This is a genomic window from Prevotella multiformis (assembly GCF_018127985.1).
Taxonomy (GTDB): domain Bacteria; phylum Bacteroidota; class Bacteroidia; order Bacteroidales; family Bacteroidaceae; genus Prevotella; species Prevotella multiformis.
Map to the genome: position 1 here is coordinate 741,538 of NZ_CP072358.1, position 13,869 is coordinate 755,406.

Sequence of the window (13,869 nt, forward strand, 5' to 3'; positions counted from 1 at the left end):
CTCCCCGGCGGCAAGTCTCCGTCTATTCCCCGATCTTCCACTCCTCGATGCACCGCCGGTCCAGGGAGAAGTTGACGCCGATCCTGTAGAGCTTCCGGCCGTCCACAGCGAAGGGGGCGGCATAGTCCTTCCCGTCGATCTGGCGGAGGGCGGCATCGGCGGAGCCGTCCAGCTTGAACTCGATGATGTAGAGGTAGCCGTGCGTGCCGATGACCATGTCCATGCGCCCGTCGCTGGTCACCCGCTCCACCTGCGTGTAGAACCCGAGCATCTTCGACACGAGGTAGAAGGCGTTCTGGAAGTACAGTTCCGAATCGCCCACGATCCTGTAGTCGGTGTCGGAGAGCATCGCCGCCATGAGCCGCATGAAGTCGTCGGGGCGGCCCGCCCGCAGGGAGCGGACGAAGTTGGCGACGGAGAAGGGCGTGCTGCGCTCCGCCCCCATGTAGAAAGGAAGCAGGAAGCGGGTGAACCCCTCCTCCACCTCCTTGTTGGGGAAGCCGAGGCGGTACTCCCCGAACTCCGGGTCGTAGCCCTTGATGGTGAGGTAGCCGCTCTGGTAGATGACGGGGATGGGGTTGCTGGAGAAGGAGTCGATGCTGTTCAGCACGTCGGCCGTCGCCACCTCCTCGGTGAGGTTGGGCAGGACGTAGTCGTCGCGCTGGAGCAGTTCCACGAGGTAGGTGGGCGTGCCGGTCTCGAACCAGTAGCTGCCGAAGCGCAGCCGCTGGAAGGTGTTGAGCAGGCTGAAGGGGTTGTAGATACCGACGCCGTTCTCCACGAAGTGGTAGCCGTCGTACTGCTCCCTGAGCCGGGCGAGCGTCTCCTCCACGGTCAGGCCCAGCCGGCCGGCGAGCTCACGGACGGACTCCCCGAAATAAGCGTGTATCTCCTCCTCCGTGATGCCGCAGAGCGACTGGTAGCGTTCGTCCATCGAGAGGTCGAAGAGGTTGTTGAGGTCGGAGAAAACGCTGACCTTCCCGAACTTCGTCACGCCGGTGAGCAGGGCGAAGCGGATGTACTGGTCCTGCGACTTGAGGACGGAGTAGAACGCCTTGAGGGTGGAACGGTATTCGGCCTGCAGGGCCTTGTTGTCGAGCGTCTGCAGCAGGGGTTTGTCGTATTCGTCCACGAGGATGACCACTCTCCGGCCGCTCTGCTCCACCGCCCGCCGCACAATGCCTTTGAAGCGCAGGGCGAGTGTCGTCTCCGCCGGCTCTCTCCCATAAGCCTTCTCCCATGTCGTCAGCGTGTCGTTGAGAATCTCGTCAAGACTCTCCCTGCTGCTGTACCTTGCCGTGTTCAGGTCGAGGTGCAGGATGGGGAAGGCCGTCCAGTCCTTTTCCAGCTTCTCCATCGCCAGCCCCCTGAACAGCCCGCGCTTCCCCGCGAAGTAGGCCTCGAGGGTGGAGATGAGCAGGCTCTTTCCGAAACGGCGGGGACGGCTGAGGAAGTAGTATCTTCCCTGGGAGGCCAGCTGATGGATCATGGCCGTCTTGTCCACATACGTGTAGCCGTCTTTCCGCAGACTTTCAAAGTTCTGTATTCCGATAGGATATTTCATTGTTCGTTCCTCCTTGTTGGATGGGTGCTACAAAGATAAGCATAATTTTTGTATCTATCCCCGAAAGGAAAAACATTTTCTTTGTTCCACCGGCTTCATAAAGCGACGTCTTTATGTAAAATTCCCCGAAATGGAAAAAAGCTTCTTCTTTGTTCCACCGGCTTCATCAAGCGCAGCCTTTCTATCAATTCAGTCAAATCAGGCGGATTTTGGAAGCCCCTTTCACCGCCTCCCGCCTCTCTGCCCGCATCTGATACAGACACCCTCCTGCACAGTCCCCGGCAACGGACACCGACGTTCGGGACTGTCCGGAAACCCGCAGACCCGCAGGAACAGAAAGCCCCGGCGGACAGGCGCACCCGGTCTCCCGCACCGGCGGATGCGGACTCCGCACGCCGCACCCTGCCCAGAGAAACGCCCGTGGATTTTGTTATCTATCCGACTTTTACTACCTTTGCATAGTATTAAGCTGATCAGATTATGAACATAGACAATCTCTGGAACAGTATCCACCAGGAAGACGGACTGAGCCGCACGCTCGGCATGGAGTTCATTTCCACGCCCGAAGACGATACGCTGAAGGCACGGATGGCCGTCGACGACCGCAACAAACAGCCTTTCGGCTTCCTCTCCGGCGGCGCCTCGCTGGCACTTGCCGAGAACCTCGCCGGTGTCGGCTCCATGGCGCTGTGCCCGGGAAAGATGGCGCTGGGCATCAACGTCCACGGCAACCACGTGAAGGCCATGCCCTACGGCGGCACCGTGACGGCCTACGGCCGACTCATCCATAAAGGGCATACGCTGCACGTGTGGAGCATCGACATCAAGAACAGTGCGGGCGAACTCATCTCCAGCGTCCAGGTCACCAACTACGTCATAACCCCGCAGGAGAAGTAAATGGAACCGTTCTTTGTCTATCGTGAACCGTTCGAGAAGGTCTGCCACTGCTATACGCAGCCGGAACCGCCGGCGGTGATCCGTCAGCTGCCGGAACTCGACGGACGGGAGGGATTCGTCATCGCACCTTTCAGCTGCAACACGGACTGTCCCGCCTGTCTCCTGGACGGACAGGGGGGAGGCCTCCGTCATCTGCCGCTGGACGGCAGCAACGGCTTCGAGGCCATCCCCGACTGGCAGCCGGACGACCTCACGGCAGAGCCGGCCGACTGTACCCGGGCGCATTATCATGCCGACTTCATCCGCTTCCACAGCGAGCTGGAAGCCGGAATATACCGCAAGCTCGTGCTGGCGAGGTCGGCCGTGGAGCGCAAAGCCGGAACGCTGACCCCCCGCACCGTCTTCCTCAAGGCGTGCGAGCGCTATCCACGGTCGTATATCGCCCTCTTCTATACGGCGCAGACCGGTATGTGGCTCATCGCAAGTCCGGAGATCCTGCTCCGGGGCGGTGCGGAGGGTTACCAGACAATGGCACTGGCAGGCACCATGCGGTACGAGGGGGCAGACAGGGCCTGGTCCGCCAAGGACCGGGAGGAGCAGCGGCTCGTAGCCGACTACATCCGTGCCGGTCTGCAGCCGTTCGCCGACGGAATCGCTGAAAACGGTCCTTATACGGCCCGTGCAGCGCATCTGGCGCATCTCCGCACCGACTTCCATTTCCGTTTCAGGGACGCCCTCCGGCTGGGAAGTTTCCTCTCGGCGTTCCACCCCACACCAGCCGTCTGCGGCATGCCCAAGGAGGCGGCCTGCCGGTTCATCCTCCGCAGCGAGCATCTGTCACGCAGTTATTACAGCGGCTTCAGCGGCCGGATCGGCGGCGACGGCCGTGCCATGCTCTATGTCACCCTCCGCTGCATGCAGCTCTCCCGCAACGTCTGCCGCCTGTATGCCGGCGGCGGGCTGCTGAAAGAGAGCATTGAAGAGAACGAATGGCAGGAGACGGAAGCCAAGCTCGACACCATGCGCCAGCTGCTCCGTTCCGATTAGCCTCATCGCCCATCATCATCTCCTATCATCGCCTATCACCGCCTATCATCCCCTATCCCCGCCTATGTACAGCTCCAAAGAAAACGTAAACATCCTCACCTCCCTGCTCCTGAAGGGAGGCATCACGAAGGCAGTAGTCTGTCCCGGATCCCGCAACTCGCCCATCGTCCACAACCTCTGTGCCTGCCCCGGCATTGCGTGCTACCCCGTGACCGACGAGCGGTCGGCGGCATTCGTGGCACTGGGCATGACGCTGGCCGAGAACGAACCGGTCGCCGTCTGCGTCACGTCCGGATCGGCATTGCTCAATACGGCACCGGCCGTCGCCGAAGCCTGCTACCAGAACCGGCCGCTGATCATCCTCTCGGCCGACAGACCGGCACAGTGGATCGACCAGCAGGACGGACAGACCATCCACCAGCAGGGAGCGCTGGCACCCCATGTCCGCAAGAGCGTCACACTGCCCGAACCGCACGACGACGAAGAGCGGTGGTACTGCAACCGGCTTGTCAACGAGGCGCTGGACGCCTGCATGCTGGAGGGCGGCGGACCGGTACACATCAATGTCCCCGTCAGCGAACCGCTGTCCGGCTACGGAACCCTGCAGCTCCCCGACGAGCGGCGCATCCTCCTGCACCGTGCCGTGGCCGATGCCGCACGGGTTTCGGACATGGCGGCCGACTTCTTCTGCGGAGAGAAGCCGATGATCGTGCTCGGACAGATGATACCCGAAGTCGTGGGCGAATCGCTGGAGGACATCGAGGCACTGAGGAGGGTCGCGGTCGTCCTGCAGGAGAAGCTGGCAGACGACGACCTCCGCCCGGCACAGCCCATCGACGAGGTGCTGGAGAGCATCGGCGACGACACGTCCTACCGCCCCGACCACCTTATCTATATAGGGGGCACGGTGGTGAGCAAGCGGCTCCGACACTTCCTGCGCAAGTGCGCGTGCAGGATGTCGGTCACGGTGAACGAACGCGGCGACTGCTGCGACACCTTCATGCACGCGACCGACATCCTGCAGGGGGCACCGGAGGAAGTGCTCGCCCTTCTGGCCCGCGAGGCCGAGGGGGTGGAAAGGAAAGCCTTCACCGACCGGTGGGAAAGGGCGTTCGACAGGGCCGCGGCCATCCGGCGGAATTTCCGTCCGGACTACTCCCAGCTGGCTGCCGTCAAGGCCTTCCACGAGAAGATGCAGGCGGAGGGCATCGACGGCGAACTGTTCTATGCCAACAGCTCGGCCGTGCGCCTGGGCAACATCTTCTCCAACCAGTACCTCTATGTCAACCGGGGGGTGAACGGCATCGAGGGAACACTGTCGACGGCTGTCGGCTATGCCCTTGCCCGGCAGGACGAGGAGGATGTCTACTGCGTCATCGGCGACCTGAGCTTCTTCTACGACCAGAATGCACTGTGGAACGAGCAGCTGCCGCCCAACCTCTCCATCCTGCTGCTCAACAACGGCGGCGGCGGCATCTTCCGCCAGCTGCCGGGACTGGAGCGATCGCCTTACCGGGACAGCGCCATCGCGGCCGGGCACACGGCTTCCGCCGAGGGCATCTGCCAGGCGTACGGCCTCGTCTATCTCTCCGCCCGCAACGGACAGGAGCTGTCCCGGGCACTCGACAGCTTCTTCCATGCGGAGGAGGGACCCGTCCTGCTGGAAGTCTTCACCCGCCCCGAAGCCGATGCCCGGACCCTGAAGGATTATTATCAGTCCTTTTAACCGCCCATCATCGCCCATCATCATCGCCTACCCCCGCCTATCATCGCCCATCCCCGCCTATCCCCGCCTATCATCGCCTATCATCGCCTAAAAAAATAAAATTCCTATGGAGAAAAGAGACTGGAAGCCCATAGCAGGCTTCGACTTTGAGGAAATCCTCTTTGAAGAGTATCACCACATCGCAAAAGTGACCATCAACCGGCCCCGTTACCGCAACGCCTTCACCCCCCGCACCGTGTGGGAGATGTCGCAGGCGTTCAATTACTGCCGGGAGGCGCTCGACATACGGGTCGTCATCCTCACCGGGGCGGGCGACAAGGCGTTCTGCTCCGGCGGCGACATGCACGTGAAGGGGCGGGGCGGATACGTCGGCGGCGACGGGGTACCGCGCCTCAACGTACTCGACCTGCAGATGCAGATCCGCCGGCTGCCGAAGCCTGTCATCGCCATGGTGAACGGCTATGCCATCGGCGGCGGACACGTGCTGCACGTGGTGTGCGACCTCACCGTCGCTTCAGACAACGCCGTCTTCGGACAGACAGGCCCCAAGGTAGGCTCCTTCGATGCCGGCTTCGGCGCCTCTTACCTTGCCCGCATCGTGGGACAGAAGAAGGCACGCGAAATCTGGTTCCTGTGCCGCCAGTACTCCGCCGTCGAGGCAGAACGCATGGGACTCGTCAACAAGGTCGTTCCCTTCGACCGCCTCGAGGACGAATGTGTAGAATGGGCGGAGACGATGATGGAGCGTTCGCCGCTGGCTCTCCGCATGATGAAGGCGGGATTCAACGCCGAACTGGACGGACAGGCGGGCATCCAGGAACTCGCCGGAGACGCCACCATGCTCTATTACACGCTCGACGAGGCACAGGAGGGCGGCAGGGCCTTCCTCGAGAAACGCAAGCCTGACTTCGGCAAATACCCGCAGTTCCCATAAACGGCCGACACCGGCAGAAACCGCAGGACCCGCCTGACGGAGACCTGCCTGCCAGGTGCGCAGAAGCCTGCCTTCTTCCTGGAAGGAGGCGGACGGGTCCTGCACGTGGAAAAGCGGAAAAAGACCGCAGGGAGGCAGCCCTGAAAAAGGACGGACGGTCGTTCATGGCATGGACAGGACAATGCGGGATTTCCGGAACGCCCCCTGTCAGGACCTGTCCGGAAGACCGGCGGCGGAAGAGCCGGCACGAGGGCGGCAGCCCCCTTTCACATCCCGACGCCTGGGAATCCTGTTCCCGGCCGTCGGGATTTCTGTTCCCGGCCGCCGGTACTCCTGTTCCCGACCGGTCGGGAACAGGAGTACCGCCCCGCCGGGATTTTTCCGTTTCCGACCTGACCGCCGTTCCGGCGGCCGGGCAGACAAGCCGGGGCAGCGCTCGTGCCGTGGATGCGGCACCGCCCTACAACGACAGGCGGCGGCGGTTCAGAATCCGGATGTTCTTCCCGTGGATCTCGATCGTGCCCTCCTTCTCCAGACCGGACAGGACACGGAGAAGCGAGAACTTCTGTATGCCGAACGAGTCGGCGATCTCCTGGCGGGAGCGTTCGAGGTGGATCTCGTCGCTGCCCTGCTCCCCGGCCCGTTCGAGGAGGAGGTACGCCACCTTCTCACGGACGGTGAAGAGGCTGAGGATCTTCATCTTCTTCGTCAGGAACACGTCGATGTTCGAGAGGATCCGGATGAAGTTCATGCGGAGGGTCTCGTCCGTGTCCATCAGGGCTTTCAGCGTCTCGGGCTTCATACGGAACAGCTCCACCGCCCCCTCCGTCTCCACGCTCACCGGCAGGCAGCGGTCCTTCGAGAAGAAGAAGGCGGGGGCCACCAGGTTGCCGCTGCGCAGCCGGCTCACCTCGACCTGCTTCCCCGACAGGGCGGCCATGCGGCAGATCAGCTTGCCGCTCACCACGATATCGACATGGCGGCAGGGCATGCCGGCCAGGGCATACACCTCATGGGGAGGAAGGGAAACGCACTGGTGGGGGACGTTGTCGAGCGTAAGCTCTATCTCCATCTCACGCATTCCCGCAAAAAGCGGACAGGCGCGGAGGGCTTTCATCACATTGTCATTCATAGGATGCAAAGTTAGTGGTTTTCTCGTGAAAACCGCTGCTTTAACGAGCTTTAACTTTACAGGGACACAATTGTTACCCTTCATCACAAATCTTGTTTATACTTTTGCCCTGTAAAAACATTGATAATGTCACAGAAAGAATTTAAACCTGCGATCCCCTTCGAGACCTGGGATCTTGACCTGCTTGTAGACTACGTACTCAAGTTCCATCACCGCAACACACGCAAATACGGCGGGGAGCTGCTCGGCAGACTGACCACGCTCGCTGCCGGACACCCCGAGCTGGAGCGTGCGGCGGACCACTTCCGCAACAGCATGGCCGACCTTGACGTACACTGCCAGAAGGAGGAGAACGTGCTCTTCCCGTTCATCCTCGAACTGTACCGCGCCGCGAAGCTGGGACAGGAGCACGCCCCCTTCCACTGCGGGACCATCCAGTACCCCGTCAATGCGATGATGGCGGACCACAGCGACGAAATAGAACGGCACGAGCGCATCGCCGTCCTGACCAACGACTACACCGCACCCGAGGGCGCCGGACCGGAATACGTCAGGGTGCTCGCCGACCTCCGCCGCTTCCGTGACTATCTGCTCGAACACGTCTACGTGGAGAACATGGTCATCTTCCCGCGGGCGCTGGCACTGGAATAGACCGGCAGGACCACGGCGACGGCACACGCCACGGAGCCGCCCCCCCGGAGCCGCCCGGCACGCATCATCCATCATTCATCATAAAACATCCCACAATGAAAATCAAACGTGCATACGCCCCGGCCGAAGCCGCCGACGGCTATCGCATCCTCGTCGACCGCCTGTGGCCGAGGGGCATCAGTAAGGAAAAGGCCAAGATCGACCTCTGGCTGAAGTCGGTCGCACCGAGTAATGAACTGCGCAAGTGGTTCGGACACGACCCGGAACGGTTCGCCGAGTTCGACCGCAGATACCGTGCGGAACTGGCGGAAAGCGGTGCGCTGGACGAGCTGCGGGCCGTGCTCCGGGAGCATCCCGATGCCACCCTGCTCTTCTCCGCACACGACGAGGCGCACAACAATGCGGCCGTGCTGAAGGAACTGCTGGGCGATTAGCCTCCGGACACTCCTCCGCAGCCATGGGACGGCATGAAGAAGACAGAATGTCAGCACAGACAGACAGATTGTCAGCGACGGCCGGCTGGTACGCTCCTTGCATGAGAGTCGGTACAGAACATCAGTAAACAACTAAAGTATAGGAGATTAAGATATGTACAGAAATTCATGGTTACCAGAAGTTTTCAATGACTTTTTGAACACAGCCAACATGCCCAAGGCAAATGCGACGGCACCGGCCATCAACGTACAGGAGTCTGACAAGGATTACACCGTAGAGCTTGCAGCACCGGGCCTGAGCAAGGAGGACTTCAATGTGAACATCAACAGCGACGGCGACCTGACCATCAAGATGGAAAAGAAGTCGGAAGAGAAGGAGGAGAAAGGGCACTACCTGCGCCGGGAATTTGCTTACAGCAAGTACGAGCAGACCCTGATCCTGCCGGATGATGTCCAGAAGGACGGCATTGAGGCCCGTGTCGCAAATGGTGTGCTGACCGTTGTCCTGCCTAAGATCAAGGTCCAGGAACAGAAAGTCGCACGTCAGATCACCGTCGGCTAAGCCGCGGCTCGCCGTGACAGGTATGCCTGTCTTGCAGGACGGAGGCACGCCGATGTCACGGCACCGGTTATGGAATTAAGGTGTTAACAGCCCCCGGACGCAATGCGTCCGGGGGTTTTCTGTGCCGGTACCGCACGACCGGACAGGAGGAAAAGAAAAAGAGGATGCACCCGGCAGGGCCGATAGCCGGCCTTTCGGGTGCATCCTCTCCGTCGTCTCCCCGGGGCGGGAGGCAGGGTCATGCCCTGTCTTCTACGTTGTCGCCCTCGGTGGGTTTCATCTCTTCCTCAAAGTCGGTGATGCCTGCCTTGACGAGGATCTCGTACCACTGGAGGAGTTTCTTGATGTCACTGGAATGCACGCGGTCGCGGTCGAAACCGGGCAGCACCTCGGCAAAATAGTCCTGCAGCTCCTTGGCAGAAGCCTTGCGCCAGTTGAGCGAAGCGACCTTGCCCTCTTCCTTGTCACGTACCTTTGCCAGCACATCGCCCAGAGGAATGTCCTCGCTATCGGTGAACATGGCAATATCTGCCAGGCTCGTCACACGGTCGGTGGCGAAGGCAGGCTGGCGCTTGTGGGTTTCATCAAGCGCCTCAACGATAAGATTCATTTTGCCGCGGCTTACCAGCTTGTAAAGACCCGGTCTGCCTGCAATGGAAAGAATTGTCTGTAACATTTTGATATGATCTTGTTTGTGGTTTACTTATTCTGAAATGAAAGACAGCAGCCGGTCCACCTGCGGGGCAAGCGGACACACGCCGTCGTTGACGATCTCGTAATCGCTGCGCCTCAGCACCTCCTCCTGCGGAAGCTGCCGTGCCATCCACCCGAGCGTCTTCTCGCGGCTGATGCCGTCGCGCTCCATGACCCTCCGGATGCGTGTCTCGGCAGGAGCCGTCACGCATACCACCTTGTCTATATGCGTACGGCGGTCGAAACCGCTGTCGAAGAGGATGGCGCTCTCAAGCCATGACAGTCCGGACCGCTCGAAGTCGCAGGCCACGGCCGGATGTATCACGGCGTTGACGGCCTGCACATGGCGGTCGCTGCGGAGGAGAAACTCGGCGAGGACCGCTTTCTGCAGAATGCCGCCGCGGAACACGCCGTCGCCGACAAGCTCTTTCAGCTGCCGCCGGAGCGGAAGAGACGTGCGCATCAGCTCCTTGGCATGGGCATCGCAGTCGTAGACCATAATGCCACGTTCGGCCAGCAGCCGGCAGACATAGGATTTCCCGCTGCCTATTCCTCCTGTCAACGCAACAATCATCGCTGTTCTATGAGATAATCAACCGTAGTGAGCGCCGGACGTACATTGCGCACACCGTTGGGGGAAACAAGGACATAGACATGGCACTTGTCGGCAGGATGTTCCTCGACCTCCTTATAGTTGACGACGACCCGGAAGCCCGCCGGCAGCAGTTCCCTTGTCTCGGCATTCTTCGGCATTGTACGCAGCCGGTAGGCGCCGACGACGAAATTCACGCGGACCTTTCCCGGAAAGGTCCGCAGGACCTTGTCCTCCGGCATATTGATCGCCTCAATAGGCACTTCTACGCTCTCTTCCGTGAGCACATCGGGATAGAGCCTCATCTTCACCCTGGCGGGAATGCACTTGGCATCGGCGAACCTGCGGAGGTTCACCGTCAGTTCCTTGACGTCAGTGAAATTGCTGACATGCTGCCGCTCCGTATAAACCGTCTGGATACTGTCCAGCACACCACGCGCGGCATATACTTGGACACTGTCGGGAACAAACTCGACGTGGGCAAGATAATAGTTGTTTCCCGGCGTGACGGTCCCCAACAGCCGGACAGGCACTTTCTTGTGCCGCCCGAAATTGAAAGAGAAAGAGAACTTGCCGTTCTTGACCGAAGTGATCTTCGAACTTTTAGACAGCTGGAGATAAATCTGCCGCTGTATGTCGGCCGGGGAAATTTCCCCTCTTCCCCGCCCGTCAGTATAGAGCCGGTAATCAGCGAAGACAGGCCGGAAAGCATCTTCAAGCCCATAAGCGGCAATCAGATACCCTTTGTCACGGACGGTAAAGCGGACAACAGAGTCCGGGCTGCTGGTAATGACCACATTACGGGGCACGTCGGCCATACGGAGCGGGATGCTGAATTCCCGCTCATACGTCTCGTTCAGCGTCATCACCAGCCAGAACCCGCCGCTCAGCACCAGGAAGAACAAAAAAATCAGAAACTCCTTGTTGAAGATCCTCGACAGGAAGTTTCTGAAGATACCGAACGTAAAATGCGGTCTGCTAATTTTCATCAAAAGCCCTGCTCCTTTCCCTGCCGATAAGGCTTATTTTCCCTGGTTCTGCTGCGAAGCCTGCACACTTCCGAAGACGTAACTCTTGTCGACCGTTATGACGACCCCGCGGGCGATTTCCACGTCAACCTTGCCGGTCGTCAGGTCGATGTGCTTTACGGTGCCGTAGATGCCGCCGCCGGTCACGACGCTGTCGCCGGCGGAGAGTGCGTTCTGGAAGGCGCGGATCGCCTTCTGCTTCTTCTGCTGCGGGCGGATCATGAAAAACCACATGATGGCGAAAATGGCAACCATCATGATAATCATAGGCATCGGACTGCCTTGACTGGCAGCCTGGGCTGCGAGGATAAGCGCTGTATTCATTCTATTTCTGTTGTTATGTTTTCTTTTTTCGGGGGGATAGGCGGAGATAGGAGATCATAGGCGATGATGGGCGGGGACAGGCGTTGATGGAGATTGCCACAGGGCGATGACCGCTTATCATCGCCTGTCATCGCTCATCCGCGCCGGCAGCCGGCCTGCGACTGGCCATGGCCGCCTATGCCTGTCCTTCGCCTGCCGGCTGTTCGCCGGCGGCCTGTGTGCTCTCGGCCTGGGCATTCCCGGCCTGCACATTCTCACCCTGCACATTCTCGGCCTGGGCGTTTTCGGCCTGGGCGCGCCGGGCGGCGCGCTGGGCGGAAGTCTGGGCGATGGTGGGGCGGCGTCCCTCACGGCGGGGTGCCCTGTCGTCCGGCCGGACATTGTGCGGACGGCGCTGACGGGGCTCCGGCATGGGTTTCAGCATCTTGCCGGTCTGGACAAGATGGCGCGCGATGGTATCGAGCATGCCGTTGATGTACCCGCCGCTGCGCGGCGTGCTGTACAGCTTGGCGAGGTCGACGTATTCGTTGATGGTCACCGACACCGGGATGTTAGGGAATGTGAGCATCTCGGCGATGGCGATCTGCATGATGACGACATCCATGTAGGCCAGCCGGGAGAAATCCCAGTTGCGGCTCGACTCGCTCATGTAATGCTGGTAGTCGTCGGCATTGAGGATCGTAGCCCGGAAGAGCTTGACGGCAAAGTCACGGTCCTCCTCGTCCCGGTACTCCGGCAGCAGCTCCTGGTCCTCCCCGTTGGCGGGGTCGAAGCGTTTGATGGTCTTGATGACGAAGGTGTCCACCACCTCCTTGTCGTCGTTCCAGTAGAGGCTCTTCTCCTCCAGCACGGCATCCAGGTCGGCATTCTCCTGGATGAGCGTGCGGTAGATCCTGCGCCACACCTCCCGGTCGGCCTCGTACGAGTTCTCCTCGTCCTGCATGTATTCCTGGTAGATGGTGCTCTGCTCTATCTGGTCGCAGAGCTTGCGCACCGCCTCCATGTCGTCTTCCCAGCGGCGTTTCTGGTTTTCCATGAAGAGGTTGAGCTGCTTGTTCGCCTCCAGCTGGACGGCGAACCTGTTGTCTGCGAAACGGCGCGAGGGAGCCTCCGTCCCCTCGCGGGCGGCACGGGCGGCGGCGATTTCCACACGGTGCCGCTCCTCCTGCGTGACAGATACAATCAAAGCCAGGAGGTAATTATAGAGGTCGTACGCCTTCGCCAGGCTGAAAAGCAGTTCCTTCTCAGCGTTGTCCATATTCCTGTTGCCGTTCTGATAGTATGCGTAGGTTAACTGGACAATCTTGATTCTTATTAATTCCCTATTGATCATTGTCTGTTCTAAAGATTGTGTTTCGTATTGAATTCTTTATTTTGCAAATGTAGGGATTTTCCGCCGTACGTGCAAACAATACCGTCTTTTTCTGTGTTTTTTAAGACAATACTTGGCCAATCCGGGGAAAAGAAGTACCTTTGCAGCGCTTTTTGCAAATTGAGGACTGAAAATTGCGGACACCCGTCGGATTCCCGGTTTCCCGGTCTCTCAGTGTGTGATGGCGAATTAACGTTCATATTAATTTAGAGTAACACAGAATTATGAAAGAAATCAAAGTATCAGGTCAGAAGCGTACGGACCTTGGAAAGAAAGCTTCAAAACTGCTCCGCAAGGAGGGTCTCGTTCCCTGCAACCTCTATGGCGAGGCGCACAAGGACGGCAAGCCGGTAGCAGTCTCCTTCGCCGCTCCGATGGCGGAACTGCGCAAGGTGGTCTACACACCGCACATCTACGTCATCGAGCTGGTCATCGACGGCGAATCGCACACGGCGGTCCTCAAGGAACTGCAGTTCCACCCGGTAACGGACGCGCTGCTCCACATTGACTTCTACGAGGTCAACGACCAGAAGCCCATCACCATCGGCGTTCCCGTGAAGCTCTCCGGCCTGGCACAGGGTGTACGCGACGGCGGACGCATGAACATGTCGATCCGCAAGATCAACGTCAAGGCGCCGTACCAGCAGATTCCGGAGCACCTCGACATCGACGTGACGGGTCTCCAGCTGGGCAAGAGCATCAAGGTGGGCGAACTGAGCTTCGAAGGGCTCGAGCTGGTCACGCCGAAAGAGGTGGTCGTATGCTCCATCAAGGCGACACGTAACTCCATCCAGGCCGCAGCTGCCGCCGAGGCGGAAGAGGCTGCCGAATAACACACAGGCCCTGTCCTGAAGATTCCCGCGCGGAAGACGCCGGAGGGAATCTTCGGCAGCTGCCATGACGAAAAAGACAG

Annotated in this window: 15 protein-coding genes; 8 read left to right on the top strand and 7 right to left on the bottom strand. The window is 59.9% G+C overall.

Annotation, left to right across the window (positions count from 1 at the left end; translation table 11 throughout):
• Window positions 1–22: 22 nt before the first annotated feature.
• Window positions 23–1,564, bottom strand: a complete 1,542-nt coding sequence (locus J4864_RS09235) for a PD-(D/E)XK nuclease domain-containing ATP-binding protein (RefSeq protein WP_211814662.1) — start codon at window positions 1,562–1,564, stop codon at window positions 23–25.
• A gap of 480 nt (window positions 1,565–2,044) precedes the next feature.
• On the opposite strand from J4864_RS09235, the gene J4864_RS09240 reads away from it, so the two are divergent.
• From J4864_RS09240 to menB, 4 genes are all read left to right on the top strand, one after another.
• On the top strand, window positions 2,045–2,461 hold the full coding sequence (locus tag J4864_RS09240) for a PaaI family thioesterase (RefSeq protein WP_007366989.1): 417 nt from the start codon (window positions 2,045–2,047) through the stop codon (window positions 2,459–2,461).
• Window positions 2,462–3,508: a chorismate-binding protein gene (locus J4864_RS09245; RefSeq protein ID WP_211814663.1), complete on the top strand. Its 1,047-nt coding sequence runs from the start codon at window positions 2,462–2,464 to the stop codon at window positions 3,506–3,508.
• A 64-nt stretch (window positions 3,509–3,572) separates the two neighbouring features.
• Complete coding sequence (gene menD, locus J4864_RS09250) at window positions 3,573–5,234, top strand: 2-succinyl-5-enolpyruvyl-6-hydroxy-3-cyclohexene-1-carboxylic-acid synthase (RefSeq protein ID WP_211815407.1); 1,662 nt, start codon at window positions 3,573–3,575, stop codon at window positions 5,232–5,234.
• Between the two features lie 106 nt (window positions 5,235–5,340).
• Window positions 5,341–6,168, top strand: a complete 828-nt coding sequence (menB, locus tag J4864_RS09255; RefSeq protein WP_211814664.1) for a 1,4-dihydroxy-2-naphthoyl-CoA synthase — start codon at window positions 5,341–5,343, stop codon at window positions 6,166–6,168.
• Window positions 6,169–6,628: 460 nt separating this feature from the next.
• On the opposite strand, the gene J4864_RS09260 is transcribed toward menB, so the two are convergent.
• Window positions 6,629–7,300: a Crp/Fnr family transcriptional regulator gene (locus J4864_RS09260; protein ID WP_007366994.1), complete on the bottom strand. Its 672-nt coding sequence runs from the start codon at window positions 7,298–7,300 to the stop codon at window positions 6,629–6,631.
• Between the two features lie 126 nt (window positions 7,301–7,426).
• On the opposite strand from J4864_RS09260, the gene J4864_RS09265 reads away from it, so the two are divergent.
• The 3 genes from J4864_RS09265 (at window position 7,427) to J4864_RS09275 (ending at window position 8,947) form a co-directional block, all read left to right on the top strand.
• Window positions 7,427–7,951 carry a hemerythrin domain-containing protein gene (locus J4864_RS09265; RefSeq protein ID WP_211814665.1) on the top strand — a complete coding sequence of 175 codons (525 nt, stop codon included), beginning with the start codon at window positions 7,427–7,429 and terminating at the stop codon, window positions 7,949–7,951.
• A 95-nt stretch (window positions 7,952–8,046) separates the two neighbouring features.
• The gene (locus J4864_RS09270; protein ID WP_211814666.1) at window positions 8,047–8,385 is read left to right on the top strand and encodes a DUF488 domain-containing protein; all 339 of its coding nucleotides are present in this window, start codon (window positions 8,047–8,049) and stop codon (window positions 8,383–8,385) included.
• Window positions 8,386–8,539: 154 nt separating this feature from the next.
• Window positions 8,540–8,947, top strand: coding sequence for an Hsp20/alpha crystallin family protein (locus J4864_RS09275; protein ID WP_007366997.1), 408 nt, complete (start codon window positions 8,540–8,542; stop codon window positions 8,945–8,947).
• 238 nt (window positions 8,948–9,185) lie between these two features.
• On the opposite strand, the gene J4864_RS09280 is transcribed toward J4864_RS09275, so the two are convergent.
• From J4864_RS09280 to nusB, 5 genes are all read right to left on the bottom strand, one after another.
• A complete protein-coding gene (locus J4864_RS09280; protein WP_007366998.1) occupies window positions 9,186–9,623 on the bottom strand; it encodes a DUF5606 family protein in 438 nt (145 codons plus the stop codon).
• 27 nt (window positions 9,624–9,650) lie between these two features.
• Window positions 9,651–10,214, bottom strand: a complete 564-nt coding sequence (coaE, locus tag J4864_RS09285; protein WP_211814667.1) for a dephospho-CoA kinase — start codon at window positions 10,212–10,214, stop codon at window positions 9,651–9,653.
• Window positions 10,211–11,221 carry a CdaR family protein gene (locus J4864_RS09290; RefSeq protein ID WP_211814668.1) on the bottom strand — a complete coding sequence of 337 codons (1,011 nt, stop codon included), beginning with the start codon at window positions 11,219–11,221 and terminating at the stop codon, window positions 10,211–10,213. Before J4864_RS09290 ends, coaE begins: the two co-directional genes overlap by 4 nt.
• A 33-nt stretch (window positions 11,222–11,254) precedes the next feature.
• Entirely contained in the window at window positions 11,255–11,584 is a 330-nt protein-coding gene (gene yajC / locus J4864_RS09295) for a preprotein translocase subunit YajC (RefSeq protein WP_007367001.1), read from the bottom strand.
• 175 nt (window positions 11,585–11,759) lie between these two features.
• Window positions 11,760–12,917: a transcription antitermination factor NusB gene (gene nusB / locus J4864_RS09300; protein ID WP_211814669.1), complete on the bottom strand. Its 1,158-nt coding sequence runs from the start codon at window positions 12,915–12,917 to the stop codon at window positions 11,760–11,762.
• Between the two features lie 263 nt (window positions 12,918–13,180).
• Here nusB and J4864_RS09305 point away from each other — a divergent pair, with 263 nt between their 5' ends.
• Window positions 13,181–13,789 (top strand): 50S ribosomal protein L25/general stress protein Ctc, encoded by a 609-nt coding sequence (locus J4864_RS09305; protein ID WP_007367003.1) that lies wholly within the window; start codon window positions 13,181–13,183, stop codon window positions 13,787–13,789.
• Window positions 13,790–13,869: the final 80 nt, after the last annotated feature.

Excerpts from the sequence above, each read along its gene's own strand:
- J4864_RS09260 (WP_007366994.1), bottom strand. The coding sequence starts at position 7,300 with ATGAATGACAATGTGATGAAAGCCCTCCGCGCCTGTCCGCTTTTTGCG.
- J4864_RS09275 (WP_007366997.1), top strand. The coding sequence starts at position 8,540 with ATGTACAGAAATTCATGGTTACCAGAAGTTTTCAATGACTTTTTGAAC.
- J4864_RS09265 (WP_211814665.1), top strand. The coding sequence starts at position 7,427 with ATGTCACAGAAAGAATTTAAACCTGCGATCCCCTTCGAGACCTGGGAT.
- menD (WP_211815407.1), top strand. The coding sequence starts at position 3,573 with ATGTACAGCTCCAAAGAAAACGTAAACATCCTCACCTCCCTGCTCCTG.
- J4864_RS09235 (WP_211814662.1), bottom strand. The coding sequence starts at position 1,564 with ATGAAATATCCTATCGGAATACAGAACTTTGAAAGTCTGCGGAAAGAC.
- J4864_RS09240 (WP_007366989.1), top strand. The coding sequence starts at position 2,045 with ATGAACATAGACAATCTCTGGAACAGTATCCACCAGGAAGACGGACTG.
- nusB (WP_211814669.1), bottom strand. The coding sequence starts at position 12,917 with ATGATCAATAGGGAATTAATAAGAATCAAGATTGTCCAGTTAACCTAC.
- yajC (WP_007367001.1), bottom strand. The coding sequence starts at position 11,584 with ATGAATACAGCGCTTATCCTCGCAGCCCAGGCTGCCAGTCAAGGCAGT.
- J4864_RS09245 (WP_211814663.1), top strand. The coding sequence starts at position 2,462 with ATGGAACCGTTCTTTGTCTATCGTGAACCGTTCGAGAAGGTCTGCCAC.
- J4864_RS09290 (WP_211814668.1), bottom strand. The coding sequence starts at position 11,221 with ATGAAAATTAGCAGACCGCATTTTACGTTCGGTATCTTCAGAAACTTC.
- J4864_RS09280 (WP_007366998.1), bottom strand. The coding sequence starts at position 9,623 with ATGTTACAGACAATTCTTTCCATTGCAGGCAGACCGGGTCTTTACAAG.
- J4864_RS09270 (WP_211814666.1), top strand. The coding sequence starts at position 8,047 with ATGAAAATCAAACGTGCATACGCCCCGGCCGAAGCCGCCGACGGCTAT.
- coaE (WP_211814667.1), bottom strand. The coding sequence starts at position 10,214 with ATGATTGTTGCGTTGACAGGAGGAATAGGCAGCGGGAAATCCTATGTC.
- menB (WP_211814664.1), top strand. The coding sequence starts at position 5,341 with ATGGAGAAAAGAGACTGGAAGCCCATAGCAGGCTTCGACTTTGAGGAA.
- J4864_RS09305 (WP_007367003.1), top strand. The coding sequence starts at position 13,181 with ATGAAAGAAATCAAAGTATCAGGTCAGAAGCGTACGGACCTTGGAAAG.